This is a genomic window from Pantoea sp. FN0305 (genome assembly GCF_050113845.1).
GTDB lineage: Bacteria > Pseudomonadota > Gammaproteobacteria > Enterobacterales > Enterobacteriaceae > Mixta > Mixta alhagi.
The window spans coordinates 151,185-176,808 of the sequence record NZ_JBNJSN010000002.1; the positions used below are offsets into that span (position 1 = coordinate 151,185).

The window sequence follows — 25,624 nt, forward strand, 5'->3', positions numbered from 1 at the left end:
TACAGGTGTCCCAATGAAAAGAAGAAATTTCAGCGCAGAGTTCAAACATGAATCCGCTCAACTGATTTTTGACCAAAACTATACGGTTGCAGATGCTGCCAGCGCTATGAATTTTGGTCTGTCCACAATGACGCGATGGGTGAAGCAGTTGTGTGATGAGCGGCAGGATAAAACACCAAAAGCCTCCCCTATTACCCCGGAATAGATCGAAATACGCGAGCTGAAGCAAAAGCTACAACGCATTGAAATGGAAACAGAATATTAAAAAAGGCTACTGCGCTCTTGATGTCAGACTCCCTGAACAGTTCTCGTTAATCGGGAAACTCAGAGCGCAGTAGCCTGTGGCCATACTCTGCCACGTGTTCGGGGGGCATCGCAGCAGCTACAAATCCTGGAAAAACCGCCCTGAAAAGCCAGACGGCAGGCGGGCTGTATTACGCAGTCAGGTTCTGGAGCTGCATAACATCATCCATGGCTCTGCCGGCGCAAGAAGTATCGCCACAATGGCAACCCAGAGATACTACCAGATGGGCGCTGGCTTGCTGGCAGGCTCATGAAAGAGTTGGGGCTGGTCAGTTGCCAGCAGCCGACTCACCGGTATAAACGTGGCGGTCATGAGCACGTTGCTATCCCGAATCATCTTGAACGACAGTTTGCCGTAACAGGGCCAAACCAGGTGCGGTGATGTGACCTATATCTGGACAGGCAAGCGATGGGCGTACCTCGCCGTTATTCTCGACCTGTTGGCAAGAAAACCAGTGGGCTGGGCAATGTCGTTCTCGCCGGACAGCAGACTCACCATGAAAGCGCTGGAAATGGCATGGGAAACTCGCGGTAAGCCCGTCGGAGTGATGTTCCACAGCGACCAGGGCAGTCATTATACGAGCAGGCAGTTCCGGCAGTTACTGTGGCGATACCGGATCAGGCAGAGTATGAGTCGGCGTGGAAACTGCTAGGATAACAGTCCAATGGAGCGCTTCTTCAGGAGCCTGAAGAACGAATGGATGCCAGTGACGGGTTACATGAGCTTCAGTGACGCAGCCCGCGCAATAACGAATTATATCGTTGGGTATTACAGCGTACTCAGGCCGCATGAATATAACTGTGGGTTATCACCAGACGAATCGGAAGACCGATGCGAGCGCTGTTGACTCCAACCACAAAAAAGAATCGCGGATGCTTTCGCTACTGAGTTATCAGTCCATCTTCTATCGCCTGCTGAATGTACGCCGGGAGGTCAACGAGACAGGCATTAGCGATGTTTTTTTCCTCTCGTTCGGTAGCATTCTTAGTTCTCATAATGCTGTCCTGTAGCGCCCTCAGTACGTCGCTCTGTTTATCCCACTTGCTTAGCGTTGCGCGGCCATTGCGCTTATCGTTCAGCGGCTGTCCATTTGTCATCGCGACTGTTTCAAAATGTTTCTGAAGTCGTTCATCAAATCGAGTCTCTTTCTTAGCGAGAGAGGCTTTCAAAATCTCCAGTCGCTTACTCATCCATTACCTCGCCGTTACGATATCTTTTGCTTGACGGAAGCCCGCACTGTAGATAGCCACAGCCGGCAGACATACAGCACCGCCTTCATTCCGATCGCGAAGACTCGGCAGAGTGGTTGCTTTCACTACCTTTGTGCTGCATCCAGAAGCGGCTACAGCGATTTTACGAGCCAGATGCTCATCTGCCTGACGTTGTGCCTGCATCTCTGCACGGCGTGCTCTACGACGATTTCTGGCGTTATCGGAAGCCAGAATGGTGATGACTACTGTCATGGTGTACCTCTGGTAATTGGCTTAGGTGATGTGGTCTGGAATCGAACCAGAGGTACGGCTGTTATGCCCGCGTCTGCCACTGCGCTACCACATCCCAAAGCCAACTTCTCTTTGGTTCCCCGCATTTCTGCGGAGACAAACTTCATCAATGTTAAAGAGCGATCCAACATCCTGTTGGCTAGTGCGTCCTGCTGATGGTATTTAATTTAAGATAACTTAAATTTAAGATCAAGAATGATTTTAAAGAAACTTTAATTATTTTAAGTGTCAGATGATAATCAATGACTTAAAGATATGGGATTTAAGGAGGGATAATAAAAAACCCGCACGATGGCGGGTTGGATTTGTGATCACGATCTTCTTTTTCTGTATCTTCGATGCTCAACCATCGTGCCGATTATCCTTATAGGCACCTGATCAGAGCGCATAGTGGGATAGTCTTCATTTAGCGGGACCAGCTCGAAAACGTCCTGACCATCAATGACGCCCCTTGGGCGATATTTTTTAAAGAGAGCTTCCTCTTCGCCGTTTTTTGCCACGACGAAATCACCTGGCAAAGGAGCCACTTCAGGATCAATTACTATCGCATCCCCTTCACGGAATTCCGGCTTCATTGAGTCGCCCTTGATTATCAAGGTAAATGCTGAGTCTGATAAGTCCATATTAGTATGCAGAAACTCTATATCTCCCTCTATAGAACGAATAGTACATTCCGCCGTCCAGTATCCAGCTTGTACGTAACTGATGATAGGCACTGCGCGGAAGTCCACCGTTGCAGGGGCGACATTGCTTTCGGAATCATCTCCGTTATGCAGGTAAGAAGGTGCGCACCCCAGCGCGTCCGACAGGCGAAGCAGGTTATCACCCCGTGGTGCGGTCTCATCCTTCTCCCATTGAGAGATAGCGACATGAGATACACCAACTCTGGATGCTAAATCCTTTTGCGTCAACCTTAGCTCTTTGCGTCTCGCACGTATGCGATCACCGATCGTTTGCATATTCATAATTAAGATATCTTAAATCCGGTTGACTTAAGTTTCCTTTAGATAGATAATTTAAGTGTTCTTTAATTTCGGGCAAGTCCATGTACAAGAAAGATGTAATAGACTACTTCGGAACACAGCGCGCGGTAGCCAAGGCATTAGGTTTAACCGATGCCGCTGTATCTCAGTGGAAGGAAGTTATTCCTGAGAAAGACTCCTACCGATTGGAAATCGTCACCGCTGGCGTTCTGAAGTATCAGGGCACTATCTATCGCCCTGCTGCATAAGTAACACCTTTTGTAACACCGTTCTTTAAAAACCTGCGCCGCTCCAGCCGAAATGCCGGAGCACATTTGTGGCAAATCCCACGGTTTGCTCATGTAACCAATTAACTAACAAAGGAAGTCTATGTAATGGAAATTACAAGCACACGCAAGAAAGCCAATGAAATTACAAGAATATTTTCAACCGTATCGCAATTCGCAGACAGAGAAAGATAGCTAACGAGCTTGGCGTTGAAGAGTCTCAGATAACCAGGTGGAAGAGCAGCATGCTCCCCAAGATGGCGACGTTGCTGGCGATTCTTGAATGGGGCGTGGAAGACGATGAGATGGCGAATCTGGCTAAGCAAGTGGCTAGATTACTGAAAAAAGAAAAACCTCAAAACTGCGCGAACAGACTTGAGGCTTAATTCATTGAAAGTAGCTAATTTCAACAAGGTAATTATGACACGAAAGCACATTTAAGGGAACTACCTGACCCACAAAAACCTTGCTCGTCTCGACTTCATCTGCTCTACCAATCCGGTCGTTGTTGAGAAGCTGAAAGGCATGCGGCAAGACCACAAAGCGAAGGGGAAGGGCAATTGAGTAACTTAGCAAGACTAGCAGACTACCGCCCTTCTACGGAGGGCATGGAGCACAGAGTGGCCGATATCGATGATGGGTATACCAAAGTCGCTAACGAGCTTCTGGAGACCATTGCCAGCGCTGATTTGACCGCTCGCCAGTTGAAGATAATGCTCGCCTACATGCGTAAGACATATGGCTTCAACAAGAAGTCAGACCGCATTGCTGATGAGCAGATCGCATCCATCACCGGTATCTCCCGCCAGAACGTTAACAAGGCGAAAAAGGAGTTGCTGGAAATGAATTGTCTGTTCAGAGAAGGCAGTCAAATCGGCATCAACAAGGAGGTTTCAGCATGGCGTTTCAGCAAGAGTCACCAGGTTAGCAACCTTGTCTCTAAAGCAGAGACAAATAAAGTCTCTAACTTAGAGACAAATGAAGTCTCGAATCTAGAGACACACAAAAGAAACTCTTTAAAGAAAAAAGAAACCCCTATATCCCCAGAAGGGAATCGTTCGGTTCCTAAAGAAAAACCAAAGCGTCAGGTAGTCAGTAAATACCACTTCGACCGTGACCGCCTGAAAGACACATGGAACCGGAAAGCGGAATCATTCGGCCTGCCAAAAATTTTGAGCATCAGTGACACGACAGAAAAGGGCATCAAACGCCTGTACGACTCCCACCTGAAGCACTGCAAAGAAACTGGCCGACCTGCACAGCAGATTGACGTGTTTATCAACGGCTACATCGAATTTGGCTACAAGCCAACTGATTGGGCATGCGGTGCCAACCCTGCTGGCAAGCGATACGGAATCGACACGGCGCTGACCCAGAAGAAAATCGACGAAATCATCAGCCAGGAGCAGTGACATGGAGAGCTACGATTTTGAAGAGCAATTGATTGGGGCTCTCATGGTGAAAGGCGATCACGTGGATTGCCGTGAAATCGCCGGAAAGCTGCCGGTTGATGCGTTCGCTAACCACCACCTGCGCAGCATGTACAAGGTCATCTGCAGCCTGCTGGAGAAAGCTGAGCCAATCGATATGTTCTCAGTTCAGGATGGCGTTCCGCAGGAGAGCAAAGACTTCGTGCTGGACGTGGTGAAGCGCTGCAGTTCAGCAGCAAACATCAAAGCCTGGGCGAAGCGGGTGCGGCAGTGCTGGATGGTTAGGCGTGGTGAAGCCGAGTTGCTGAAAGCGGTTGAGACGCTGCGAAGCATCAGCGCCCACGACATCAACGATCGGATTGCAGAAGTAACCGGCATCCTGTCAAAACTACAGTTTGAGACCAACGATAAACTCCCGCGCCGTATTGGCGATTTGATACCCGACTACCTGAATGTGCTGGAAGAGCGCATGAGAGGCTCTGAGTCAGGGCTGTACCTGCAGACGGGCATTGAGGCGATCGATGACGCTTACGGTGGTTTTGACCGCACAGACCTCATCATCATCGCCGGTCGTCCTGGCATGGGTAAAACCGAGCTGGCAATCAACATCGCTAACTCGATTGGGCGCCAGAAAGGGCGGGGATTGCTGATGTCTATGGAGATGTCAGAAACGCAGGTTGTTGAGCGCCATATCGCTGACCGTGGCGGCCTGTCAATCACCACACTGCGTAACCCGCTTGGGATGGTTCAGGAAGATTACACGCGGCTTACCACGGCGACCGGAACGCTTCTGGATGAAGATAACTACGTTCTGGCTGGCTCATTCACCATCGACGAAATCATTGCTCAGGCTGAGCGGATGAACATGGATGGCGGACTTAGCTTCCTTGCTATCGACTACCTGACCCTGATTGATATGCCAAAGGCTGACCGGCCCGACCTGGCTATCGCCGAAGTCACCCGCAAGCTTAAGCAGTTCTGCCTGCGCAACAAAGTGCCGGTAATCCTGCTGGCTCAGCTTAACCGCAACGTTGACGGACGCGGCGACAAGCGGCCAAACATGGGCGACCTGGCTGGCTCCAGCTCAATTGAGAAGGATGCCGACGTGATTATCTTCCCATACCGGGATGAGGTTTATCACGATAACAGCGACCTGAAAGGCATTGCTGAAATCATCATCGGGAAATACCGCTCAGGCCAGCCGCAGACGTTCTATATGGGCTGGAAGAGTGGTCACTTCGTTAACATCGACCAGCAGGCTGCAGCCAGGCAGTACGCCGAAAACCAGAACAAAGAGCAGCCAGCCAACGGCTGGCGCTACGGAGGCAAATGATAAACAAGCTAACCGCTGATATTGCACGTCGTCACATGGGGCACCTCAAAGAACACCAGGCAAACCCAAAGGTTGGTCTGAGCATTAGAGAAGAACTCTACATGCAAGCCCTTGAGATAGCGCTGCCAGTGCTTGAGCAGCAAGAGAAGGCGCCCGGCAAGCATCAGGAAGGAGAGTGATATGACAAACCAACATCTGTACTGCTGCGACAGATGCCAGATACCCAAACCAGCAGACAGATTCCGCGAAGACCTGCCCTGGTGGCATAAGTGGTGCATTCGATGTGAGGCATCGCCAGTGGGTCAATTCCCGATCCCGGAAAAAGATGAGCACCGGAGGAGAGATGGAGATACCGAAGGACGGCTTACGCCTCCATAAATCAAACTTCAACGCCATCGGGCAACAGCTTCAGCCTCTGCTCGAATCCGGCGAATGCTACAGACTCACGATTAAACCCTGGCGCGACAAACGCAGCCTCTCCCAGAACGCTTTATCTCATATGTGGTACGCAGAAATCGGCGCCTTCCTCATCCGGCGCGGTAAGCCTTTTGCGTCTCCTGAATGGGTAAAAGACGCCATGAAACACACCTATCTCGGCTACGAAGAGCGGGAGATGGTTGATGTGGTAACGGGGGGAGAAAACCACTACCCGTTCGCTACGGCACACCTCAGACCTCGCTACCGGTGATATACATTTCTACCTGACGCAGGTTAAAGGCTGGGCGCTGAATATTGGTTGCAGCCTGACTGTTCCCGACGACAGCGAATACGCGAAGCTACGAGACAAGCAAAACCAATGACCTTTTTCACCGATATAGGCGCAGCCATTGATGAGGCTGTGTGGCTTGCTCACGTCTGTCAGAAACCTCACTGCGTATATCAGCGCAGCGCGGCAGAGATGGAAGTGGACCCATATGACCCGACACGTTATCCCATGTACACGACAGCCCAGCAGGGGGCGTAAACGCTGAGGACAGGAGCGCAGCATGACAGATTATACAGGCAGTAACACACCGCCAGACATTCAAGACTTTTGGCAAACGCCGGTGGATCTATTTCTGGCTCTGGACAGAGAGTTTCACTTCGTGGCGGACATTGCGGCAAGTGATGCCAACCACCGACACCCGGTTTACCTGACCGAGGCGGATGATGCTCTTGCGCCGGAAACGAACTGGGAAATGCTTCCAGATGGATATCTCTGGTGCAACCCGCCGTACAACGATATCGGCCCGTGGGTACAGAAAGCCAACGCGCTTCCAGAAGGAAGTCATGGCGTAGTGATGCTTGTGCCAGCGGATACCTCTGTAGGTTGGTTTAAAGAGGCGCTGAAAGAAGTAACGGAAGTTAGGTTTATTACCGGTGGGCGGATTTCCTTTGTCAGGGCAGACACGGGCAAACCAGTAAACGGGAACAACAAAGGGTCAATGCTTCTTATCTGGAACCCATTACATCGGCGTAAAGCAATGACGAGTTATGTCGACCACAACGAGTTAATGGTGTATGGCAAGCATTTGGCATCAATCAGGAGTGCAGCATGAACAAACGAACACCGTTCAGCGCTGACGACGCAGCATACATCCGGCGGGTTGCCGGAAAAGTGCCGGTTGATGTTATTGCCCGACAGTTGCGGCGGCCCGTTAAAGGGGTTCAGAACTGGGCGTACCGGGGCAGATAAAACTACGCGTTCCTGATGCAGTAATGAGCCGCTACTGGCAAAACGTAACCAATCGCAGGAGTGAATCATGAGCGGATACACACGCCATACACCTGAACAGTGCAGCCGAGTTAAGAGGCTTCGCCAGCAGGGACTGAGCTTTCAGATAATCAGCGAGCATATGGGATTCAGCGTTGACCAGCTTCGCTATATGGACAGCAGAGCAAGATTCATGGAGAGCCGCGCAAGATGAGGTCACTAACTCAGAAAGCGATAGATAACCTTATCTTCCAGCCTACAAAGCGATCCCGCCTGTCCGGGAATATCGGAGAGTACAAGCCGCGGCTCATTGAGAAGGTAGGTCAGGAAGCCTTCGATCGTCTGATGGGGCCGCATGAGCTGAAGAAGTGGACGCGGCAGGAGTTGCAAGAATTGACCGCGCTTTATCGACAGAAAACCAGAGAGCTGAGTAAGCAAAGAGAGGCAGCATGAAATGGATGCTTTTTATCTATCCGGTTGTTATGGCGGCAGTGCTGGCATGGGCAGCCTGGAGAATAAAGCGGGATGACAGAGCGATCTCTGTGAAGTGGCGCGCTATCAGCTTCATGCGTCGCTATCAAATGATTAAATTACTAACGAGAGGCAGTTCATGACCGAATACCTCAAAGAGAAGTGGCTGAAGCTTCGCATCATGAAAATGCGCGGCATGTATGAAATCAATTACCGCATATTGCGCAACACAGCAAAAATCATGGAGGCGAAACATGCAGGCTGAAGCACTGACCCAGTTAGCTCAGGTGATGCGCAAATCCGACCTGAAGAAGCGTTACCTCAAGCCCGTAAAGCTCATAACTCCTTTGCAATCCGCATGGGTGCGTTGCCTGCTTGATGTATGGGGCGAGAAGTACGGCGGCCATGTGGGGCCAGATTCAGGGAAGTGCAGCGTTATCGGCAGGCTGATGATACGGCAGGAGTGGAACGACAGAGAATCAGAGCGGATTATGGACGTGGTAAACAATCTGCATAAGCAGGGATATCGCGGAGATGAGCTGTTCATCAAAGCGAAGCAGCTCATTAACCCGCAGAACTCAGTAAGCAATCTCCTCGACCGCGCCAACGAGCAGGAAGATGCTGACCTGGTTGAATCTGTCATCTGCAGCACATTCGCACCCGATAACCCGATTCGTCATGTAGCCATTAAATACTACTGCGAGCGCAAATGCGCGCAAGACATTGCTGTTGAGTTGTCTCGGCTCACCGGTATCTCGCCTGAATCAGCATGGCGACGCATCAGGTGGTGTCGTGAATTACTTGAGGCTAGTGTCTTTCACTCGGTAATGCGCGAACTTGATGCTAACAAGCAGAAGATTGCTGCCTAAACCGGATGAGTTGCAAAAATAACTTGAAAACGCGAAATAAAACTGCTAAATTTCTGATATGCTCGTAACAAAAGTAGTTGAGCAAAAGGATTTAAGCCCTGACAGCAATGTCGGGGCTTTTTGTTTTAAAGCTCCAGAGTCCTGACATTAAGCAGGGCTGTTTTTATTACAATCTGAAAGTTATAATTTCTCTTTTCACGGAGGAATTATGAAATTTATCGGCATTCTCATTTTGCTGACATCTACTTCATCCTTTGCTGCTCTATCTGAACCGGAAAAATCAGCGGGTGAGTTATGCGAAATGGAGTGGAGAATTACTGACAGGTCAGCCTCTACAAAAGAAAATGTCCAGCAGATAGTTAACGAAGAAATTAAGACATTTAAATCAGATGGGCATGTACTTTCCGATTACTCAATCGACGAAAATGAATTTATAAAGGTTTCTATCGAGGGTGGTGAAGGTTTCAGGAAGATGGTCGGAGAAATGACCACACCATACTCAGAAGCTAGAGGTTTTTTTAGGGAAAGAATGATGCCGCTGTGCATCAAGAATGTTTTGCAAAACCTAAGGAAAAATCCATAGCGCATCTCATGTTACTTTACACAAGGCTCACTTCGGTGGGCCTTTTTCTTTTGCGCACGGCGATACACTTCAACCTTCATTCTGACGCTTCGTCGCCGATGCGCACTTTATCCCTTTCAACAACGACACACAGCACCGACCGTTTTTGCGGAGGTGGTAATGAGTATCAACCATATGAGCAAACTGGCATCAGGCGCAGCTTACGGCGCATCTGCTGGGGCAGTAGCCAACGGCCTGTTGACCCAGCTCAGCCCTGACGAGTGGAGCGCCGTGGGCGTTATCGCAGGCATCATTGTGGCTTTATTCACATTCGCTATTAACTGGTACTACAAACGTAAACGCACTCTGGCGCAGATTCAGGCTCTCCAGCGCTGGCCCACGCAGCAGGAACTGAATGAGGATTAGCATATGGCTATGTCAAACAGCCTGCGTAACAAATTGCTGGCCGCAGCTGGCGGCGGAGCGATGCTGATTACTACCGTTTTCCTCGGTGGTAAGGATGGCGTGGAAGGGCGTGTATACGACCCCTATAAAGACGTTGGGGGAGTGTGGACAGTTTGTGACGGCATTACCGGCGCCGGAGTAATTCCAGGCAAGCGCTACTCCGATAAGGAATGCAACCGCCTGCTGTGGAACCGCGTGAGTCTGGTAAAGGCTCAGGTCGATCCGCTGATGAAAGTTTCTCTCGGCGAATATCAGCGTGCTGCCATCTACAGCTTCACCTATAACGTTGGCATCGGTGCATTTTCCAAATCGACATTGCTGAAGAAGCTCAACGCCGGCGATGTTGATGGCGCCTGTGAAGAGTTGCGCCGCTGGGTATACGCAGGCGGGGTGAAGTGGCGCGGCCTGATGAACCGCCGCGACATGGAGCGTTCAATATGCCTGGCGGGGAGTGCTGATGATCTGGCTGACAAATAACTGGCGTTCCCTGTTATGGTTACTTCTTGCTGCCTGTGTGGTGATATTCGGCTCGATTGCTCATCACTACCACACAAAATATGCAAGCGCTGCTAGTCTGGCGGAACAGAGGCAGGAAACTATCAATGATCTGCAACGCAGACAGAAAAGTGTTGCGGCCCTCGACCAGAAGTACACAAAGGAGTTAGCGGATGCGCAAAAAACCATTAGCGATCTGCATCGGGATGTTGACTCTGGCCGCCGTCGGTTGCAGCTCAACGCCACCTGCCAGAAACAATTCCCCATCGCCGCCACCGGCATGGATGATGCAGCCAGCCCCGGACTTACTGACGCCGCTGAGCGGGATTATTTCACTCTCAGAAGCCGAATTGAAACCGTTACCAAACAACTAACGGGGCTGCAAGCCTTCGTGCGTGAGCAGTGCTTCAAATAGGCTTAAATAAAAGGCTAATAAACTATCTTCTTTGCTTTACCATATTGAATGTATTACCCATCGGCTTTATCAGTGATCTTTTATATATACGATTTTACTGTTCAATCCTTGGATTGACTCACCTGTAGTTCCAACTTGATAAGGAATGCTATATGGCTTCAGAAAATACACAGGCAGTCGCAACAGGCCCTTCAAATGCTGGTTACAGCGTTGCTGAAACAATCGAAGAAATTAAAGCAATGACACCTGAGCCTGGCGTCATTGTATTCTTTAATGGTGGCTTTTTTAAATATGATCCTGCTGATGATAACACTCCCGATGATGGTGTAATCACCTTAGTTACAAACAATGGAAGCCGACTGAAGCGCCAGTTTGACGGCGATGTACAGGCTTCATGGTTTGGGGTAATTGCAGATGGCAAGACAGATTGCCGTGAAAAGCTGATTCAAGCTTGGCAGTATGGCCTTTCAACAGGAAGAACCATTAAAATGCCTGTTGGGAAGGTAAATATTGGCAGTGGATTTGAAGAGTCCCGAAAGGTCGGAACGGCTGATACTGGAACAGCTCGAATTTTATTGGTAGCAAAACCAGAAGACCCCGGTTGTGTCATTGATGCTTATGGCTGCGTTCTGGTGCCAGAGGACAAAGCGCCAGAATATGACAGTCCAGACCCAGCCTTCGTAACCATTACTCCTAATTCTCAGTTGGCTACTAACGGTGTTTATCCTACAGGCACGGTGTTTAGCTTTATTGTCGCTGATCAGACAATCAAATATACAACCAAAGCTGGCGATCAAGGTACGCAGGTTGTTAAAGGATTGGTTGCTTTGTTTAACAGTAAAGATGCCTTATCATTATGGGTGGCAGCAGAAACATCAGTGAAATCTGAAGAGGGTTATTACCTGCCGGCACTAAAATATGGTCGTACTAAGGGAACAAATGATTTTCCTTCCCAGGGCTCACTGACCAACGTTACCAGAGCGGTAAACAACGGCTGGTATAACGAGATGAGACACTTCCTGTTCTTTGGCTCAGGTTCAGGTGCAGTGGCAAAAGTTAAAGACAATGACGCTTCTGAAGGTGTATTTAGCCCGACTGACACCAATTGTCCATTTCCACCGTTTACCATTAAAGGGCTGGAATTTGATTACAGTAAGCAGTCATATCAGGGCGGCACGGCAGAAAATCCAGGTGTTAACCATGCAAAGCCCTGGGGAAATGGCGCGCGTCTTATGGATGTTCAATACGCTGTCTATTTCCAGCTTGTTGACTGCAAATTCAAAAATAACTACGGCAATGGCATCCGCCTGCTAAAATGCTATCGCCCACGTATTCAGGGCTGTCTTGGTGAAAATATTAGTGCTAACCAGGTCGTTGCTTCAGCTACAGGGGCCGAAGACGCGGATCATACCGGTGGCTTTATTTTTGCCAGCTCATGCTATGGAATGGTTGTTGATGGTACAACCGTACGTAATACCCGACGTTTTGAAGCCGATTATACGACGTCCAAGGGAATCCAGACCAAAGGTGGTATTTGTGGTTATATTGGTATCTGGAATGAGTATCCCATTGACCATGAGACAGTGTGGTCTAATGATAGCCTTGCTTTCCAAAAATATGTCCCACAGATCCTATTTAATCTCCATAAAAAAAATGAATCAATTTTAAGCACCGATCATATTGCTTCTGGCAATGCCATCATGAATTGCCAGGTAGAAGGATATACCCTGGGTATTAAGGCCGAAAATAAAGTTGAAGTGACGCTTTATAACGTTCAAGTGCGTGATTGCTATATCCCTTTCCAATCATCTAATAGTCGTATGCGTCTTCATGGCTGTACAGGTTCTTTTGGCATCTGCGATCCAGCTGCCGGACTGATGCGTAACCCTCAGCTTGGTTTTGCATCCATTACGGCTATTCTGAGCGCAAAAGATTTCGATCCAAGGCCCGAATACATTAAAGCTGAACAATTGGGATACAGTGGCGCATCCACAGACAAAGCAGGTCTGACAGCTCATGGATGTACTTTTACTGCAAAAGGTGGAGCACTAATTTCGGCTGCGATTACAGGCGTAACAATTGATTCATGTGTGCTTGTAGCAGATGGTACAGCAGATATCCTTAACCGCGTCGCACCAAACCGCAAGTCCGCTGGCTTGAGTTTTACCAACAATACGATCCTCGTAACGAAAAACAGTGAATCTGCGGGCATGGTTATTCGTGGTCAGGATTCAGCTCGTATCTGTAACAACACTTTCCTTAACCTGAATAAAGAAGAGGTTTTTGCGATTGTGTTTGGTGATAACCAGGTCAGCGGGAGTGGCTCGGGCGTTGTTGCTATTGACGGCCGTGGGTATTTTCTTTTTTCAGGTAACCGCCTATATGGTGCTGTTTCGCTGAGTTCGAAAAATACCTATGCCTTAGTTCATTCTCGTGATAACACATTCCATGCGTGGCCTAAAAATCAGGCTGGTGCCTATCCTGATACGAATAAGCTAAATCCTCTATATTTTTCTACCGGTGTATCTACATCAAATGTTCGCGGCATTGTCAGTGATGGCGATACTATCCTTGTTAAAGCCGATTTTACCGCGCCCGTGATTAATGACGTTGGTAATAATACCCAGCTTCGTAATCTTACCATTCGTTTTGTGGAATACGAAACCGATGAAAAACCGCTTACAACTGGGCTGATGACTTCACTGATTCAGACATGGGGTAATGGGGAAATGACTCTGGATAACGTGCAGGTTATTGGCAATGATGTGCGGAAGATTCCGCTTATACAGGGCGGTACCGCGAATACAAAAGCCTGGGGGCTGACCTTCCGCAATGTCCGTGATGACAGTGAAGATGCACCGTTAATTCTCTCCGGTTCTACGGTGGAAGGGCCTTTACGTCTGGAAGGTGTCAACCATTATGGGATGGGTAAAAAGTTATTTGGAAGTGCTGCTAAAGAGATGAATCTGAGCGCTAATATCAGTAAACAATACCAGCCTTATCTGGGCGAGCGCCTGACTTATCATACGGAGCTGGTTCCTACCAATCCGCAGGGTGCCATCTGGAACGGTTCTACATGGGTGACTTACAGGTTCAGTGCATAAGCGGTTAAGAAAACGCTTGAGAAAGTTGGCTTAGGTGTCCGCTGGCCGCCTAAGCCAACCTCACTTTATTTAGTGATCATTACAAGGGGCATGAATCACCACGGATAATCCAGACACTTCTGAGCCGTTGATAATACTGATTTTCATATTCCGTCGGTGGCATCTGATCATTCGACCCATGTCGACGCTTACTGTTATAAAACATTTCGATGTAATCAAAAATATCGCTGCGGGCTTCTTCCCGCGTTCCGTAGATCTTTTTCTTTATCCGCTCGCGTTTCAGTAACTGGAAAAAGCTTTCTGCAACCGCATTATCGTGACAGTTACCACGACGGCTCATACTCCCCTCCAGTCCGTGTGATTTCAGGAACGACTGCCACTCATGGCTTGTGTACTGACTCCCTTGATCAGAATGAACCAGCACCTGTTTTTGGGGATTACGCCGCCATACAGCCATCAGCAGTGCATTCAGAACAATATCCTTTGTCATCCAGGGTTGCATTGACCAGCCAATAACTTTGCGCGAGAACAGGTCAACAACTACGGCCAGATACAGCCACCCTTCGTGAGTTCGGATGTAAGTTATGTCCGTTACCCAACGTTCATTCGGTGCTTCCGGGTTGAACTGACGCTGGAGTCTGTTGGGTGCCACGATACTGGCTTCACCTTTATGCGCTCGTGGGCTTCGATACCCGACCTGAGCCTTTATCCCGGCACGCTTCAGCCGCCAGACCCGGTTAATCCCGCACTGTTGCCCGCTATCTTTCAGGTCGAGATGGATCTTGCGATAGCCATAAACGCAACCGGACTCCAGCCAGAACTGTTTGATTTGTCCTGTCAGCCTGAGAGCCGCCTGATGCTGTGGTGAATGCGGCTGCTGAAGCCAGGCGTAAAACCCACTCGGATGAACATTCAGCACCCGACAGAGCAGACGAACAGGCCAGCAACAGGTGTTGTCACGGATAAAGGCGTACCTCAGTCGGACAGCTTTGCGAAGTACGCCGCGGCTTTTTTTAATATGTCCCGTTCGTCAGTAACCCGCTTCAGCTCCTTCTGGAGTCGGCGGATCTCAGCCTGAGCATCTGACTGTTCTTTGTTGGTGGAAGAGTCCGGTCCATACTTCTTTATCCAGGCATAAAGGCTGTGGGTAGTGATATCGAGACGTGTTGCAACGCTGGAAACAGAATAACCACGATCAACAACCTGTTTTACCGCTTCAATTTTAAACGCTTCGGGATAACGTTTACCGCTCATGAGCACCTCTCTTTTAAGTCATCTTAAATGACTCCGGGGTGTCTGTTAAACCTGTGGCGATTCATTCAGCCAACTATAAGCAGATTCGTTTACCGTTCAGGGTAATTTAATTCAGCAGTTACATAGGGTTGGTAGACATCGCTGATGCCAACCAGTATGAGGAAAAACCAAAATCCGTCTTTTTCCTGCTAACAAGGCAACTGGCATCTGAATCTGTTTTGCAACCTGACTCATAAAGCGTCCGGAACAGGGCATTTAATTTGGCCTTTATGGCAGATAAGACTTACACTATTACTGTTGTGCGTTTTTTGCTCAGAAGGCTTTTTTGCTGGTGCGTCGTTAGCGAGACCTTATGGTTACCGCCTGATGAAGCATTATCAGGAACAAACGATGCTTTGATAAGTTATCAAATTATCGTTAAGCCTGAATTTCATGTTATTAAAAGGATCGTTTATGCAACGTGTTCAGCTTAATCATATTACTTTCGATATTGGTTTCGATAATGGGCTTTACTTTGCTCATGCCACGTCTTGCCCGTCATCGACAGGCAAGAGTATTGAAGAATTATCTTCCAGTCTGGCTGAACTCACTGGAATCAAAAAAGAAGATTTATCTGCACATATCAGCGATATACTTTCCTGATGATATATCACCAGGTGCTCTCGTAAGAAAGCGTCTGGTGAGCATCTTTAATCGGCTAAAATTAAGATATTCTCTGGTTAACACCGTTGATTTTTACACGCTGCTCCGAACCAGAAATCAAACGATCCTTGATATTTCCTCATCTTCTCCTTTTTACCGAGCCACCGTTTCGATGCATCGGCCCTTATCCGTTATCCATACAGACATGCCGGAAGAAACGCCTCCGGTGATGAACGTTCTCAATGAGCGCGAACGTATTTTTCAGGTGCTGAAAGAGACTAACGGGGTGGTTGCCGGTCCTCGCGGTGCGGCCTGCCGTTTAGGCTTAAAACGCGCCACGCTGCTGTCGAGAATGAAAAAATCAGGCATCAAGGCGAAGTAAAACGCGTTAGCCAGCCGTTAAAAGAGCGGCCAGCGTTAAGATGTTGCAGGAGGCAGCAAAAGCGATCGTCAGCTAAGATCACCCTCAGTTAGCGTAAGCAGAGGCAAAATAATGGCGGATATCAAACTTATTGCTGTTGATATGGATGGCACCTTTCTTGATGACCGGAAAAATTATAACCGTGCGCGCTTTGCCGAACAGTATGCAGAGCTTAAGGCACGCGGAATTCGGTTCGTGGTTGCCAGCGGCAACCAGTATTATCAGTTGCGCACCTTTTTTCCTGACATTGCACATGAGCTCGCCTTTGTGGCAGAGAATGGCGCTTATATCGTTGAGGCGGGCGAGGATCGCTTCGTGGGCGAGTTTCCAGCTGGCGATGTGGCAAAAATTATCGATACGCTGGCACGCGGCAATTACCCTGCGCTGAATTATGTGCTGTGCGGCTACCACAGCGCCTGGTATTTTTCCTCGGCGCCCGCTGCCTACATTGAAAAAATGCGCCGCTACTGTTATCGCCTCCAGCCAGTAGAACGGCTGGATGAGATTCACGATCGTCTGTTTAAATTTGCGCTGAATCTCTCGGATGAGTACGTTCCGGTATTGATGGCAGATATTGAACGACATCATGCTGGCGTCGCGACCGCCGTGACCAGCGGCCATGGCTCTGTTGATCTGATTATTCCCGGCTTGCACAAAGCGCACGGCCTGGCGCTGCTGCAGCAGCGCTGGGGAATAACCCATCAACAGGTGCTGGCGTTTGGCGACGGCGGCAACGATCTGGAGATGCTTAGCCAGGCCGGTTTCGGTTACGCTATGGCTAACGCGCCCGAAAGAGTGAAGGCGGCAGCAAAGTATCGGGCACCGTCAAATAATCAGGAAGGCGTGCTGGATGTTATCCAGTTGCTGCTGGACGGACGCCCTCCCTTTGATTAGTCGGTACAGCAGTACGCCTGCTCCAGCATCCAACGCCTTTGCGCGAGGCTGTAATTAACCAGCGAATTTTTACTGTTGGCGCGCGCCACTATCCACTCGACTTCGCTGGCGCTGAGCGCAAGCCGTTGCTGCCAGAAAGGAAATACCGCATGCTGTTGAAGCCACTGCGACAGATAGCTTGCCGGCGTCGGGTGCGCTGCGCCAAACAGCGCCAGCTGTAGCTCGGCCATTAATGCCTGCTGCTGCGGATGTTCGCTGTTGTCCAGCAGCGCTAAAAAGGGCAACAGCAGGCGGCCACAGACTTCACCGTGATGCCAGGCTTTGATAGCGCCCAGCTCGCCCGCAATACCGTGGATAACGCCTAACCCGGCCATGCTCAGGCTTAACCCTCCCAGCCACGACGCCATCAACATCGCCTCGCGCGCTTCGGCTCCGCGTTCATCCTGACGATTAAGATCCGGCCAGCCCTTAATAAACTGACGCATACCGTTAAGCGCGGTTTGCCGGGTGAACATATTCCCTTTGGCTGAAAGCCAGGCTTCAAACAGATGAGTAAAGGCATCGATGGCGCAGCAGGCGAGGACCTTATCGGGCGCGCCGTCGAGTAAATCAGCATCAAGAATGGCAACCTGCGGCACAAAATTAGCGTGACGTAATGAAGCCTTAACCTTGTTATCGCTCTGGTCGGTGACTACCGCATTTTGCGTCACTTCGCTCCCGGTGCCCGCCGTAGCTGGAACGGCAATTAATGGCAGCGTTTCGCCGCTGACCGGCGTATCGCCTGTTTTTTCCAGATAGCGCAACGTGTTAAGCGGGTGCTGGCTCATGGCGGCGAAGGCTTTGGCCGCATCCAGAACGCTGCCGCCGCCAATTGCCACCACGCGTTCAACCTTGCCGCGCCAGCGCGCGACCCAGTGGTCAATATTATCCGGCGAGGCTTCATGAGTAACGACTTCATAGCCGATAAGCAACGGCTTAAGCGCCGGACTGATAGCAGCGTAGTGCGAGCTGTTAAGGAAAGAGCGGCTGCAAAACAGGAGTGTCGCTTGCGGTGTTTGCTGAAGTAGCGGTAGCAGCTGTTGCAGGCTGCCCCGGCCAAAAAAAGTTTGTCGGTTAGTGATCGTCTGGCTGGTCAACACGTTTACTCCCGCCACGGTTTGGTAAGGAGAGGTGAGTTTAACAGTCAACCGCTCCGCTATGGATAGCTTATAAACGTTAACATGGCGGTAAAAAGTTGATCATCTTCGCAAATCAATAATTCTACCTGCGGCTCTGATTCCAGTGACAATTTGTTACCGCTACCATGTTATCGGTAACAATACGGCAACGCTTTCACTTGCTGCTAAGCATGTCACTCAGTTTATTCCTGTCGTGACCCACAATGATAAAGTCGGCCGTTATTCCTGGCGGCCATTCACCGGAGAAAAATTATGCCATTAGTTATCGTTGCGGTTGGAGTCGCGCTGCTGCTCCTGCTAATGATTCGCTTCAAGCTTAATGGATTTATTGCGCTTATTTTGGTTGCGCTGGTGGTGGGAATAATGCAGGGAATGCCGGTCGATAAAGTGATCGCCTCCATTAAAGCTGGCGTTGGCAGCACACTTGGCAGCCTGGCGCTGATCATGGGATTCGGCGCAATGTTAGGGAAGCTTCTGGCGGACTGTGGCGGGGCGCAGCGGATCGCCACTACGCTGATTGCTAAATTTGGCCACCGTCATATTCAGTGGGCCGTGGTATTAACCGGCTTTACCGTGGGTTTTGCTCTGTTTTATGAAGTGGGGTTTGTGTTGATGCTGCCGCTGGTGTTCAGCATTGCAGCCTCGGCGCGCGTGCCGCTGCTCTACGTTGGCGTACCAATGGCCACCGCTTTATCCGTAACGCATGGCTTCCTGCCGCCGCACCCGGGTCCGACCGCTATTGCCACGCTGTTTAACGCCGATATGGGGAAAACGCTGTTGTTCGGTACGCTGCTGGCGATTCCGACGGTAATACTGGCGGGGCCGGTTTATGCGCGCTTTCTGAAAAACATTGATAAGCCTATTCCGGAAGGGCTTTACAACCCGAAAACCTTTAGCGAAGAGGAAATGCCAGGCTTTGGCGTCAGCGTCTGGACCGCGCTGGTACCGGTTGTGCTGATGGCTTTACGTGCCGTAGCGGAAATGGTTCTGCCGAAAGATAACCCGTTGCTGCCCTGGGCGGAGTTCTTTGGCGATCCGGTAATGGCAACCCTGATAGCGGTACTGATTGGTATTTTTACCTTTGGCCTTAATCGTGGCCGTAGTATGGAAGAGGTGATGGATACGCTGACTGATTCCATCAAGATTATTGCCATGATGTTGCTGATTATCGGCGGCGGCGGCGCCTTTAAACAGGTGTTAGTGGACAGCGGCGTGGACAAATATATTGCCGGTCTGATGCATGCTACTAACCTGTCGCCTATTTTTATGGCCTGGTCGATTGCCGCCGTACTGCGTATTGCGCTGGGATCGGCAACCGTTGCCGCCATTACCGCGGGTGGTATCGTCGCGCCGCTGATTGCCACTTCCGGTGCCAGCCCTGAGCTGATGGTGATCGCCGTGGGAGCAGGCAGCGTTATTTTCTCGCACGTTAACGATCCTGGCTTCTGGCTGTTCAAAGAGTATTTTAACCTGACCATTGGTGAAACCATGCGATCATGGTCAGCGCTGGAGACCATTATTTCGGTTTGCGGGCTGGTGGGGTGTTTGCTGCTCTCTGCTCTTATCTAAGCTAAGGCAGCAGCGACGCTGATATTCCCGGTTGCGCTGCTGCCCGAAGCATCAAGCGCCAGGGCATCCTGCGGGGTCCCTGGTCATTTAATGCGGCTGATTAAAACCCGCTTTTATCATTTGCTCGCGCAGCGCCCGCGTAATTTCACGATTGCCGCCGGTGACCGGATAGATAACGTTATTAACCACATCATCCAGATAGTGCTCATCAAACTCCTGTAAAGAGAGCTGGTCGCCGCCCTCATCGTTGATGGCAATCGTCCCCTTGATATGATTACCGGCATGGTTCGCCTTCAGACAATATCTGCCCATATTGGTATCAATCGTACTCATAAGGCCTCCTTTTTACAGGCTGACAAAAAGTCACTAAGACACCGGGTTGATACCCGCCTTAAGTTTAGCGTTCTTTAATGCACAGAGCGAAGCGGCAGGGCAGGGGAAAAGTGAAGAGCGCGACCGGGCTCGCAAAATGCAAAATCCCAATCCTTAACTATACTTAAGCGACAGATAACGTTGCGGTTGTTGACCAAATGGCGCTCAGGTTTTCTTGATAACTGACCGCAGCGCACTTTACTTATCGACTCATCGCCATAGTCGTCTACAGGGAGAATAGAATGAAGATTATACTTTGGATTATTGCAATTATCTTTATCGTTGGGTTACTAACGCTTACCGGCGTATTCAAGATTCTGTTTTAGTTTAACTGGCGGCACCTCAGGCAGGTGCCGCTTTTCTAAGGCCTGAGTCGGCTATTGCGCTGCCTGATAAGGCAATGGGCAATAGGATCTATTTCTGTATGGGGTAATACATCCTGTACGGTAAAAGGTTTAAAGCAATAAGCACATACCGCGCCGTGGTGAAATTTCCCTTTTTGGTCCCCGGTAGTATAGCGAAACCTTTTGCTGCCACAGGCGGTACATCGTACTTTCATGACCATCCTTATCTTCCTTACTGCTGATTTCGCGGCGTGAAATATCTTAGCAAAAACACATGAAAGATCTATAAATTTACTTAATCTGTTTAAGGTTGTTATGATCACGCGCTAAATAAATGAAAAGTAAGTAAATTTAAAGCATGCTTTTCACTGGACCAGGCTATAAAGATAAGAAAAAGCTGATTTCAATGATTTTTCTCAATAATAGAGCAATTTTTAACCTGTAGATATTCCTTTCTCATTAGAAAAAGGAAAGAGTGTGATGCGTGCTACCTCTGATATTACCTTGATGCACAAGAGGCCTGCTGTTAAAAGCTAAAGCCAGACTAAATGAGATGGGTGTGGGATAACTTTACGGCGATAAAAAATGCTGTTTATCTTTTGCTCAATGTTGTTATCGTCTGGCATGGTAATTTTTCGCCGCAAAGGTTGAGACGCTGGAAAACATCCGTTTTTACCGCATTTTTTTAGAGAGCAGATCAATAACAAAATTTATCTTAATTAAATCATTGGGTTATGATTTGTTGAGATGAAGAGGTGAAGGCGACTGCTCTGGAAAGACGATTCTCTGTGGTATTTAATGACTTCTACAAAGTAGTCACATACGAAAAAAAGGCGATATTTATCACTTTTTCTTCACGACGCACTGGACAAAAGGCGCGGCAATTGCTGTACTTAACCCCGACACAGTTTAGTGTCCATTTTTCATGTAAAGGTAATATAGATGTCCAAGATCAAAGGTAACGTTAAGTGGTTTAATGAGTCCAAAGGATTCGGCTTCATTACTCCGGAAGATGGCAGCAAAGACGTATTCGTACACTTCTCTGCTATCCAGAGCAATGGTTTCAAAACCCTGGCCGAAGGTCAGCGCGTTGAGTTTGAAATCACTGACGGCGCAAAAGGCCCATCTGCTGCTAACGTTATCGCTCTGTAAGTTAACAGTCAGAATTTTAAAAACCCGCCTGCTGGCGGGTTTTTTTTGCCTGAGTCAGCGGTAGAGATATAAACCGATAAAACCAATCAGCGAAACGCAGCTTAACGTCAGAGCAAAGAGTTCAGACAGGCTACGCGGCATCAAATTTTTCATTATTACTCCTTCCCGTAAAATCTTCCCTCAGTGTGCCGTCGCAAGGTTAAGGAAACATTAATTATTGCGTGACCGCACATAAAAAGCGGGAGTTATGTTTTACCTGCGGTATCCGCTTGCTTCCCTGCCTTAACTACAGCTATAAACAGGTAACCCCAACGCGGTAAGCGTATCTGAAGGAGCCGCAATGAACATCAGGCCAGCTCAAACTAAAGACAGTTTCGCCTTAATCTCTTTACTGCATGAATTAGGCTACGGTGGCACCGAAGGCCTGATGAACCACCGCTTACAGCAGTTGATTGACCATCCCGATGAGATGTTGATGGTGGCCGAGGACAGGCAAACCGTGCTGGGCTTTTTATCACTGCATTTTATTCCACAGCTGGCGCTGGCCGGTGACTTTGCTCGTATCAGCTATTTCTGTATTGCCGACGGTGAGCGTAGCAAGGGCGTCGGGCAGCATTTGCTACAGCATGCTGAACAGCTGGCGCGTGAACGGGGCTGCGATCGCATGGAGGTGCATTGCCATGAGGCGCGTATCAAAGCTAACCAGTTTTATGCGCGTGAAGGCTATAGTGAATCGCCCTGCTACCGTATCAAACGGCTGGCGTAAGAGATCATGGTTCTGACAGCGGGTCAGCGTAAGGGAGGGAAAAAGATGAAAGTCGCTATGGGGCAGTTTGCTGTCGTGCGTGAATGGCAGCAAAATGCGCATACCTGTATTGAGCTGATGCAGCAGGCGCAGCAGGCAGACGCTGCATTGCTGGTGCTGCCTGAAGCGGTATTAGCGACCGATATCCAGGACCCAGGGCTGGCGGTAAGAGAGGCACAGCCGCTGGATGGCCCTTTTCTGACTCAGTTGCTGGCTGCCAGCCGTGAAAGCACGCTAACGACGATATTGACCCTCTATGTCCCTGATGGCTCACAGCGGGCGATTAACGCACAGGTGGCTCTGCGCGGCGGGGAAATTGTTGCACGCTACGATAAGCTGCATCTTTACGATGCATTCGCGATGCAGGAATCACAGCACGTCACCGCTGGCCTGGCTGTTCCGCCTTTGCTGAAAGTGGGCGAAATGAAAGTCGGCATGATGACCTGTTACGATATCCGTTTCCCGGAGCTGGCACGTCGCCTGGCGCTGGATGGTGCCGATGTGCTGGTACTGCCATCGGCGTGGGTCAGAGGGCCGCTAAAAGAGATGCACTGGGACGTGCTGGTTACCGCAAGGGCGCTGGAAAATACCTGTTATGTGATTGCGGTAGGCGAATGCGGACCACGTAATATCGGCAGCAGCCTGATTGTCGATCCGCTGGGCGTCGCCATTGCCCGCGCTGCGGAAAACCCGGCGCTGGTATTTGCCGAACTGGATGCGCAGCGCGTTAAAAGCGCCCGCGAAAGGCTGCCGGTTTTAGCCAATCGTCGCTTTAGCCGCCCCGAACTGAATGCCTGACGCCTGATATCGCTCAGGCGAGCCGGAGCTGAATAAGCAACCACCCCCTTGTTTTGCGCGTCAAAAAAATTTGTAATCTGTTACAAGTGGCGGTTGTATTGGGTAACGTTCTGCGCGTTAATAGCCGACGTTGGCTTCTCGTTTAAGGTAAATAGGTGTTATGGAAGGTATCAGCATTGCCAAGTTACTGGTTATTGGTGCGTTGATCGTACTGCTGTTCGGTACGAATAAACTCCGTTCGCTGGGTGGTGATTTAGGTGCCGCCATTAAAGGCTTTAAAAAAGCGATGAAGGATGAGGATGCGGCACCGGCTGCGAAAGCAGAAGAAATGCCTGCTGAGCGCGTCACCCATAAAGAGTAACCCCTGCGGCAGCGTTAAGTTACAAATTGTAACTTCGCAGCGGTAATAAAAAAACGCAGCTCATGGCTGCGTTTTTTTGCAACAAAGCGCTTATTTAACTTCCAGCCCTTTCGCCTGCAGATCGGCGTGATAAGAAGAGCGTACAAAAGGACCGCAGGCGGCGTGGGTAAAGCCCATCGCCAACGCTTCTTCTTTCATTTCATCAAATTCTGCCGGGCTGACATAGCGCTGAACCGGCAGGTGATGACGGCTTGGCTGCAGGTACTGACCCAGCGTAAGCATGGTCACGCCATGACGACGCAGATCGCGCATCACTTCGATAATTTCCGCATTGGTTTCGCCCAGACCCACCATCAGGCCCGATTTGGTCGGGATATCCGGATGTGCTTCTTTGAAACGCTCCAGCAGTTTCAGCGACCACTCATAATTAGCGCCGGGACGCACCTGACGATAGATACGCGGCACGTTTTCCAGGTTGTGGTTAAACACATCCGGCGGCGTTGCGGTCAGGATCTCCAGCGCACGATCCATACGGCCACGGAAATCTGGTACCAGCGTTTCGATTTTTATCGTTGGGTTTTTTTCACGAATTGCGGTGATGCAATCGGCAAAATGCTGTGCGCCGCCGTCACGCAGATCGTCGCGATCCACTGAGGTCACGACCACATAGCGCAGGCCCATATCGGCAATGGTTTGTGCCAGTTTGGCTGGCTCGTTGCTGTCTGGCGTAAGCGGGCGACCATGCGCCACGTCGCAGAATGGGCAGCGACGAGTACAGATGGCACCCAGGATCATAAAGGTGGCCGTACCGTGGTTAAAACATTCTGCAAGGTTAGGGCAGGAGGCCTCTTCACAGACAGAGTGCAGACCGTTTTTACGCATCGCCGCTTTAATGCCCTGAATACGGCTGGAGTCGGCGGGCAGTTTGATCTTCATCCATTCCGGCTTGCGCAACAACTCCTGGCGCTCGGTTACCACGGTTTTCACCGGGATTAACGCCATTTTGTCTGCGTCGCGATATTTGACGCCGCGTTCCATCTGAATCGGTTTACTCATAAGCTTGCAGTTTCCAGGTTGGATTGCAGTTTGAAAAGAGGCGGTAACTCAACGAGCCGGCTGCTTTTTCAACTTTATTTGAAAAAAGTGCAAAAATTATATCATTTCAGCGCCTGACAAACAGCCTGACGGCGTGCTAAAAAGTTGCAAATTTGTAAAGCAGCCTGCACCTTTACAAAAAAGCAGAGTGCTCCGCTGGTTGCCAGCTGGCCGACGGGATCGCCACCTGCTGCAAAAACTTTTCAATCAGCACGGGCTGCACCTCTTGCGGCGTGATACCAGCACGAAACGCACTTAGCTGCGTCATCTCCAGTCCGGCGTAGCCGCAGGGATTAATGCGCTGAAAAGGCGCAAGGTCCATAGCGATATTCAATGCCAGCCCATGAAAAGAGCAGCCCTGACGAATACGTAGCCCGAGCGAACAGATTTTTTTGCCATCCACATAGACGCCGGGAGCATCGGGGCGCGCATAGGCTGCCACATCATAATGCGCCAGCGTCTCAACCACCGTTTGTTCGATAGCGGTAACCAACTGACGTACACCCAGCTTGCGGCGTTTCAGATCGATTAATACGTACAATATCTGCTGCCCCGGGCCGTGATAGGTCACCTGGCCGCCGCGATCGCTCTGCACCACGGGAATATCGCCGGGCATCAGTAAATGCTCAGCCTTACCCGCCTGACCCTGCGTAAAAACCGCAGGATGCTCTACCAGCCACAGCTCATCCGGCGTATCGGCAGTACGGCTATCAGTAAACTGATGCATGGCAAGAGAGACAGATTCCCAGGGGCGCAGACCCAACGGGCGAACAATAAGAGGAGGCTGCTGCAAAACGTGCTTTCCGTTCCAGATAAAGAGGGAAGTATAACGCTGCTCCTGGACGAG

General features: G+C 49.9%; 30 protein-coding genes and 3 pseudogenes. 25 read left to right on the top strand and 8 right to left on the bottom strand.

Going from position 1 to position 25,624, the window contains the following annotated elements; translation table 11 throughout:
- Positions 1–13: 13 nt before the first annotated feature.
- Positions 14–1,151 (top strand): annotated as a pseudogene (locus tag ACQE3Y_RS04720) (IS3 family transposase).
- 34 nt (positions 1,152–1,185) lie between these two features.
- Here ACQE3Y_RS04720 and ACQE3Y_RS04725 read toward each other — a convergent pair.
- The 3 genes from ACQE3Y_RS04725 to ACQE3Y_RS04735 all read right to left on the bottom strand — a co-directional run bounded on the left by ACQE3Y_RS04725 (position 1,186) and on the right by ACQE3Y_RS04735 (position 2,771).
- Positions 1,186–1,494, bottom strand: a complete 309-nt coding sequence (locus tag ACQE3Y_RS04725) for a hypothetical protein (RefSeq protein WP_426974580.1) — start codon at positions 1,492–1,494, stop codon at positions 1,186–1,188.
- A gap of 3 nt (positions 1,495–1,497) precedes the next feature.
- Positions 1,498–1,767 carry a hypothetical protein gene (locus tag ACQE3Y_RS04730; protein ID WP_426974579.1) on the bottom strand — a complete coding sequence of 90 codons (270 nt, stop codon included), beginning with the start codon at positions 1,765–1,767 and terminating at the stop codon, positions 1,498–1,500.
- 350 nt (positions 1,768–2,117) lie between these two features.
- Positions 2,118–2,771 carry a LexA family protein gene (locus ACQE3Y_RS04735; RefSeq protein WP_426974578.1) on the bottom strand — a complete coding sequence of 218 codons (654 nt, stop codon included), beginning with the start codon at positions 2,769–2,771 and terminating at the stop codon, positions 2,118–2,120.
- Positions 2,772–2,851: 80 nt separating this feature from the next.
- Here ACQE3Y_RS04735 and ACQE3Y_RS04740 point away from each other — a divergent pair, with 80 nt between their 5' ends.
- The 17 genes and pseudogenes from ACQE3Y_RS04740 to ACQE3Y_RS04820 all read left to right on the top strand — a co-directional run bounded on the left by ACQE3Y_RS04740 (position 2,852) and on the right by ACQE3Y_RS04820 (position 13,892).
- Complete coding sequence (locus ACQE3Y_RS04740; protein WP_426974577.1) at positions 2,852–3,037, top strand: Cro/CI family transcriptional regulator; 186 nt, start codon at positions 2,852–2,854, stop codon at positions 3,035–3,037.
- A 126-nt stretch (positions 3,038–3,163) separates the two neighbouring features.
- Positions 3,164–3,441, top strand: a pseudogene (locus ACQE3Y_RS04745) (CII family transcriptional regulator).
- Positions 3,442–3,675: 234 nt separating this feature from the next.
- Complete coding sequence (locus ACQE3Y_RS04750) at positions 3,676–4,467, top strand: replication protein (protein ID WP_426974576.1); 792 nt, start codon at positions 3,676–3,678, stop codon at positions 4,465–4,467.
- Position 4,468: 1 nt separating this feature from the next.
- Complete coding sequence (locus tag ACQE3Y_RS04755; RefSeq protein WP_426974575.1) at positions 4,469–5,818, top strand: replicative DNA helicase; 1,350 nt, start codon at positions 4,469–4,471, stop codon at positions 5,816–5,818.
- On the top strand, positions 5,815–5,997 hold the full coding sequence (locus tag ACQE3Y_RS04760; RefSeq protein WP_426980988.1) for a hypothetical protein: 183 nt from the start codon (positions 5,815–5,817) through the stop codon (positions 5,995–5,997). The genes ACQE3Y_RS04755 and ACQE3Y_RS04760 overlap by 4 nt, the downstream gene beginning before the upstream one ends.
- A gap of 1 nt (position 5,998) precedes the next feature.
- Complete coding sequence (gene ninD, locus ACQE3Y_RS04765; RefSeq protein WP_426980989.1) at positions 5,999–6,196, top strand: protein NinD; 198 nt, start codon at positions 5,999–6,001, stop codon at positions 6,194–6,196.
- Positions 6,162–6,618: pseudogene (locus ACQE3Y_RS04770) on the top strand (YbcN family protein). The gene ninD and the pseudogene ACQE3Y_RS04770 overlap by 35 nt, the downstream one beginning before the upstream one ends.
- Positions 6,619–6,804: 186 nt before the next feature.
- Positions 6,805–7,356 carry a phage N-6-adenine-methyltransferase gene (locus ACQE3Y_RS04775; RefSeq protein WP_426974573.1) on the top strand — a complete coding sequence of 184 codons (552 nt, stop codon included), beginning with the start codon at positions 6,805–6,807 and terminating at the stop codon, positions 7,354–7,356.
- Positions 7,353–7,493 carry a hypothetical protein gene (locus tag ACQE3Y_RS04780; protein WP_426974572.1) on the top strand — a complete coding sequence of 47 codons (141 nt, stop codon included), beginning with the start codon at positions 7,353–7,355 and terminating at the stop codon, positions 7,491–7,493. The genes ACQE3Y_RS04775 and ACQE3Y_RS04780 overlap by 4 nt, the downstream gene beginning before the upstream one ends.
- 228 nt (positions 7,494–7,721) lie before the next feature.
- The gene (locus ACQE3Y_RS04785) at positions 7,722–7,964 is read left to right on the top strand and encodes a recombination protein NinG (RefSeq protein WP_426974571.1); all 243 of its coding nucleotides are present in this window, start codon (positions 7,722–7,724) and stop codon (positions 7,962–7,964) included.
- Positions 7,965–8,121: 157 nt separating this feature from the next.
- Positions 8,122–8,247, top strand: coding sequence for a YlcG family protein (locus ACQE3Y_RS04790; protein WP_426974570.1), 126 nt, complete (start codon positions 8,122–8,124; stop codon positions 8,245–8,247).
- Positions 8,237–8,851: a hypothetical protein gene (locus ACQE3Y_RS04795; protein ID WP_426974569.1), complete on the top strand. Its 615-nt coding sequence runs from the start codon at positions 8,237–8,239 to the stop codon at positions 8,849–8,851. The genes ACQE3Y_RS04790 and ACQE3Y_RS04795 overlap by 11 nt, the downstream gene beginning before the upstream one ends.
- A gap of 208 nt (positions 8,852–9,059) precedes the next feature.
- Positions 9,060–9,434, top strand: a complete 375-nt coding sequence (locus ACQE3Y_RS04800; protein ID WP_426974568.1) for a hypothetical protein — start codon at positions 9,060–9,062, stop codon at positions 9,432–9,434.
- 159 nt (positions 9,435–9,593) lie between these two features.
- Entirely contained in the window at positions 9,594–9,839 is a 246-nt protein-coding gene (locus tag ACQE3Y_RS04805) for a phage holin (RefSeq protein ID WP_426974567.1), read from the top strand.
- 3 nt (positions 9,840–9,842) lie between these two features.
- Positions 9,843–10,355: a lysozyme gene (locus ACQE3Y_RS04810; protein ID WP_426974566.1), complete on the top strand. Its 513-nt coding sequence runs from the start codon at positions 9,843–9,845 to the stop codon at positions 10,353–10,355.
- Positions 10,336–10,788, top strand: a complete 453-nt coding sequence (locus ACQE3Y_RS04815; protein ID WP_426974565.1) for a lysis protein — start codon at positions 10,336–10,338, stop codon at positions 10,786–10,788. Before ACQE3Y_RS04810 ends, ACQE3Y_RS04815 begins: the two co-directional genes overlap by 20 nt.
- A gap of 152 nt (positions 10,789–10,940) precedes the next feature.
- Positions 10,941–13,892: a hypothetical protein gene (locus ACQE3Y_RS04820; RefSeq protein WP_426980990.1), complete on the top strand. Its 2,952-nt coding sequence runs from the start codon at positions 10,941–10,943 to the stop codon at positions 13,890–13,892.
- Between the two features lie 79 nt (positions 13,893–13,971).
- Here ACQE3Y_RS04820 and ACQE3Y_RS04825 read toward each other — a convergent pair.
- A protein-coding gene (locus ACQE3Y_RS04825) for an IS3 family transposase (RefSeq protein WP_426980991.1) occupies positions 13,972–15,146 on the bottom strand; the annotation gives its coding sequence in 2 pieces (ribosomal slippage) (positions 13,972–14,909 and positions 14,909–15,146; 1,176 coding nt in all).
- 556 nt (positions 15,147–15,702) lie between these two features.
- On the opposite strand from ACQE3Y_RS04825, the gene ACQE3Y_RS04830 reads away from it, so the two are divergent.
- A complete protein-coding gene (locus ACQE3Y_RS04830; RefSeq protein WP_426981198.1) occupies positions 15,703–16,170 on the top strand; it encodes a hypothetical protein in 468 nt (155 codons plus the stop codon).
- Between the two features lie 111 nt (positions 16,171–16,281).
- Positions 16,282–17,103, top strand: coding sequence for a Cof-type HAD-IIB family hydrolase (locus tag ACQE3Y_RS04835; RefSeq protein ID WP_250652094.1), 822 nt, complete (start codon positions 16,282–16,284; stop codon positions 17,101–17,103).
- On the opposite strand, the gene ACQE3Y_RS04840 is transcribed toward ACQE3Y_RS04835, so the two are convergent.
- Positions 17,100–18,290 (bottom strand): iron-containing alcohol dehydrogenase, encoded by a 1,191-nt coding sequence (locus tag ACQE3Y_RS04840; RefSeq protein WP_426980993.1) that lies wholly within the window; start codon positions 18,288–18,290, stop codon positions 17,100–17,102. The two genes, ACQE3Y_RS04835 and ACQE3Y_RS04840, sit on opposite strands and share 4 nt — an antisense overlap.
- Positions 18,291–18,533: 243 nt before the next feature.
- Here ACQE3Y_RS04840 and gntT point away from each other — a divergent pair, with 243 nt between their 5' ends.
- Positions 18,534–19,850 carry a gluconate transporter gene (gntT, locus tag ACQE3Y_RS04845; protein ID WP_085067644.1) on the top strand — a complete coding sequence of 439 codons (1,317 nt, stop codon included), beginning with the start codon at positions 18,534–18,536 and terminating at the stop codon, positions 19,848–19,850.
- An 87-nt stretch (positions 19,851–19,937) separates the two neighbouring features.
- Here the strand turns inward: gntT and ACQE3Y_RS04850 are convergent, their stop codons facing one another.
- The gene (locus tag ACQE3Y_RS04850) at positions 19,938–20,183 is read right to left on the bottom strand and encodes a hypothetical protein (RefSeq protein ID WP_426974082.1); all 246 of its coding nucleotides are present in this window, start codon (positions 20,181–20,183) and stop codon (positions 19,938–19,940) included.
- Positions 20,184–21,508: 1,325 nt separating this feature from the next.
- Between ACQE3Y_RS04850 and cspE the strand changes: the two genes are divergently transcribed.
- From cspE to tatE, 4 genes are all read left to right on the top strand, one after another.
- Positions 21,509–21,718, top strand: coding sequence for a transcription antiterminator/RNA stability regulator CspE (cspE, locus tag ACQE3Y_RS04855; RefSeq protein WP_038627478.1), 210 nt, complete (start codon positions 21,509–21,511; stop codon positions 21,716–21,718).
- Between the two features lie 340 nt (positions 21,719–22,058).
- Positions 22,059–22,484 (top strand): GNAT family N-acetyltransferase, encoded by a 426-nt coding sequence (locus ACQE3Y_RS04860; RefSeq protein WP_250652096.1) that lies wholly within the window; start codon positions 22,059–22,061, stop codon positions 22,482–22,484.
- A gap of 45 nt (positions 22,485–22,529) precedes the next feature.
- Positions 22,530–23,321, top strand: coding sequence for a deaminated glutathione amidase (locus tag ACQE3Y_RS04865; protein ID WP_426980994.1), 792 nt, complete (start codon positions 22,530–22,532; stop codon positions 23,319–23,321).
- Between the two features lie 160 nt (positions 23,322–23,481).
- Positions 23,482–23,682: a twin-arginine translocase subunit TatE gene (gene tatE, locus ACQE3Y_RS04870; RefSeq protein ID WP_085067639.1), complete on the top strand. Its 201-nt coding sequence runs from the start codon at positions 23,482–23,484 to the stop codon at positions 23,680–23,682.
- A 90-nt stretch (positions 23,683–23,772) separates the two neighbouring features.
- Here tatE and lipA read toward each other — a convergent pair whose 3' ends face one another.
- Positions 23,773–24,738, bottom strand: coding sequence for a lipoyl synthase (gene lipA, locus ACQE3Y_RS04875; RefSeq protein WP_085067638.1), 966 nt, complete (start codon positions 24,736–24,738; stop codon positions 23,773–23,775).
- A gap of 172 nt (positions 24,739–24,910) precedes the next feature.
- Positions 24,911–25,570 (bottom strand): lipoyl(octanoyl) transferase LipB, encoded by a 660-nt coding sequence (gene lipB / locus ACQE3Y_RS04880; protein WP_426974084.1) that lies wholly within the window; start codon positions 25,568–25,570, stop codon positions 24,911–24,913.
- Between the last annotated feature and the right edge of the window lie 54 nt (positions 25,571–25,624).

Coding starts and splice junctions, on each gene's coding strand:
- ACQE3Y_RS04725 (WP_426974580.1), bottom strand. CDS start 1,494: ATGAGTAAGCGACTGGAGATTTTGAAAGCCTCTCTCGCTAAGAAAGAG.
- ACQE3Y_RS04730 (WP_426974579.1), bottom strand. CDS start 1,767: ATGACAGTAGTCATCACCATTCTGGCTTCCGATAACGCCAGAAATCGT.
- ACQE3Y_RS04735 (WP_426974578.1), bottom strand. CDS start 2,771: ATGAATATGCAAACGATCGGTGATCGCATACGTGCGAGACGCAAAGAG.
- ACQE3Y_RS04740 (WP_426974577.1), top strand. CDS start 2,852: ATGTACAAGAAAGATGTAATAGACTACTTCGGAACACAGCGCGCGGTA.
- ACQE3Y_RS04755 (WP_426974575.1), top strand. CDS start 4,469: ATGGAGAGCTACGATTTTGAAGAGCAATTGATTGGGGCTCTCATGGTG.
- ACQE3Y_RS04760 (WP_426980988.1), top strand. CDS start 5,815: ATGATAAACAAGCTAACCGCTGATATTGCACGTCGTCACATGGGGCAC.
- ninD (WP_426980989.1), top strand. CDS start 5,999: ATGACAAACCAACATCTGTACTGCTGCGACAGATGCCAGATACCCAAA.
- ACQE3Y_RS04775 (WP_426974573.1), top strand. CDS start 6,805: ATGACAGATTATACAGGCAGTAACACACCGCCAGACATTCAAGACTTT.
- ACQE3Y_RS04780 (WP_426974572.1), top strand. CDS start 7,353: ATGAACAAACGAACACCGTTCAGCGCTGACGACGCAGCATACATCCGG.
- ACQE3Y_RS04785 (WP_426974571.1), top strand. CDS start 7,722: ATGAGGTCACTAACTCAGAAAGCGATAGATAACCTTATCTTCCAGCCT.
- ACQE3Y_RS04790 (WP_426974570.1), top strand. CDS start 8,122: ATGACCGAATACCTCAAAGAGAAGTGGCTGAAGCTTCGCATCATGAAA.
- ACQE3Y_RS04795 (WP_426974569.1), top strand. CDS start 8,237: ATGCAGGCTGAAGCACTGACCCAGTTAGCTCAGGTGATGCGCAAATCC.
- ACQE3Y_RS04800 (WP_426974568.1), top strand. CDS start 9,060: ATGAAATTTATCGGCATTCTCATTTTGCTGACATCTACTTCATCCTTT.
- ACQE3Y_RS04805 (WP_426974567.1), top strand. CDS start 9,594: ATGAGTATCAACCATATGAGCAAACTGGCATCAGGCGCAGCTTACGGC.
- ACQE3Y_RS04810 (WP_426974566.1), top strand. CDS start 9,843: ATGGCTATGTCAAACAGCCTGCGTAACAAATTGCTGGCCGCAGCTGGC.
- ACQE3Y_RS04815 (WP_426974565.1), top strand. CDS start 10,336: ATGATCTGGCTGACAAATAACTGGCGTTCCCTGTTATGGTTACTTCTT.
- ACQE3Y_RS04820 (WP_426980990.1), top strand. CDS start 10,941: ATGGCTTCAGAAAATACACAGGCAGTCGCAACAGGCCCTTCAAATGCT.
- ACQE3Y_RS04835 (WP_250652094.1), top strand. CDS start 16,282: ATGGCGGATATCAAACTTATTGCTGTTGATATGGATGGCACCTTTCTT.
- gntT (WP_085067644.1), top strand. CDS start 18,534: ATGCCATTAGTTATCGTTGCGGTTGGAGTCGCGCTGCTGCTCCTGCTA.
- ACQE3Y_RS04850 (WP_426974082.1), bottom strand. CDS start 20,183: ATGAGTACGATTGATACCAATATGGGCAGATATTGTCTGAAGGCGAAC.
- cspE (WP_038627478.1), top strand. CDS start 21,509: ATGTCCAAGATCAAAGGTAACGTTAAGTGGTTTAATGAGTCCAAAGGA.
- ACQE3Y_RS04860 (WP_250652096.1), top strand. CDS start 22,059: ATGAACATCAGGCCAGCTCAAACTAAAGACAGTTTCGCCTTAATCTCT.
- ACQE3Y_RS04865 (WP_426980994.1), top strand. CDS start 22,530: ATGAAAGTCGCTATGGGGCAGTTTGCTGTCGTGCGTGAATGGCAGCAA.
- tatE (WP_085067639.1), top strand. CDS start 23,482: ATGGAAGGTATCAGCATTGCCAAGTTACTGGTTATTGGTGCGTTGATC.
- lipA (WP_085067638.1), bottom strand. CDS start 24,738: ATGAGTAAACCGATTCAGATGGAACGCGGCGTCAAATATCGCGACGCA.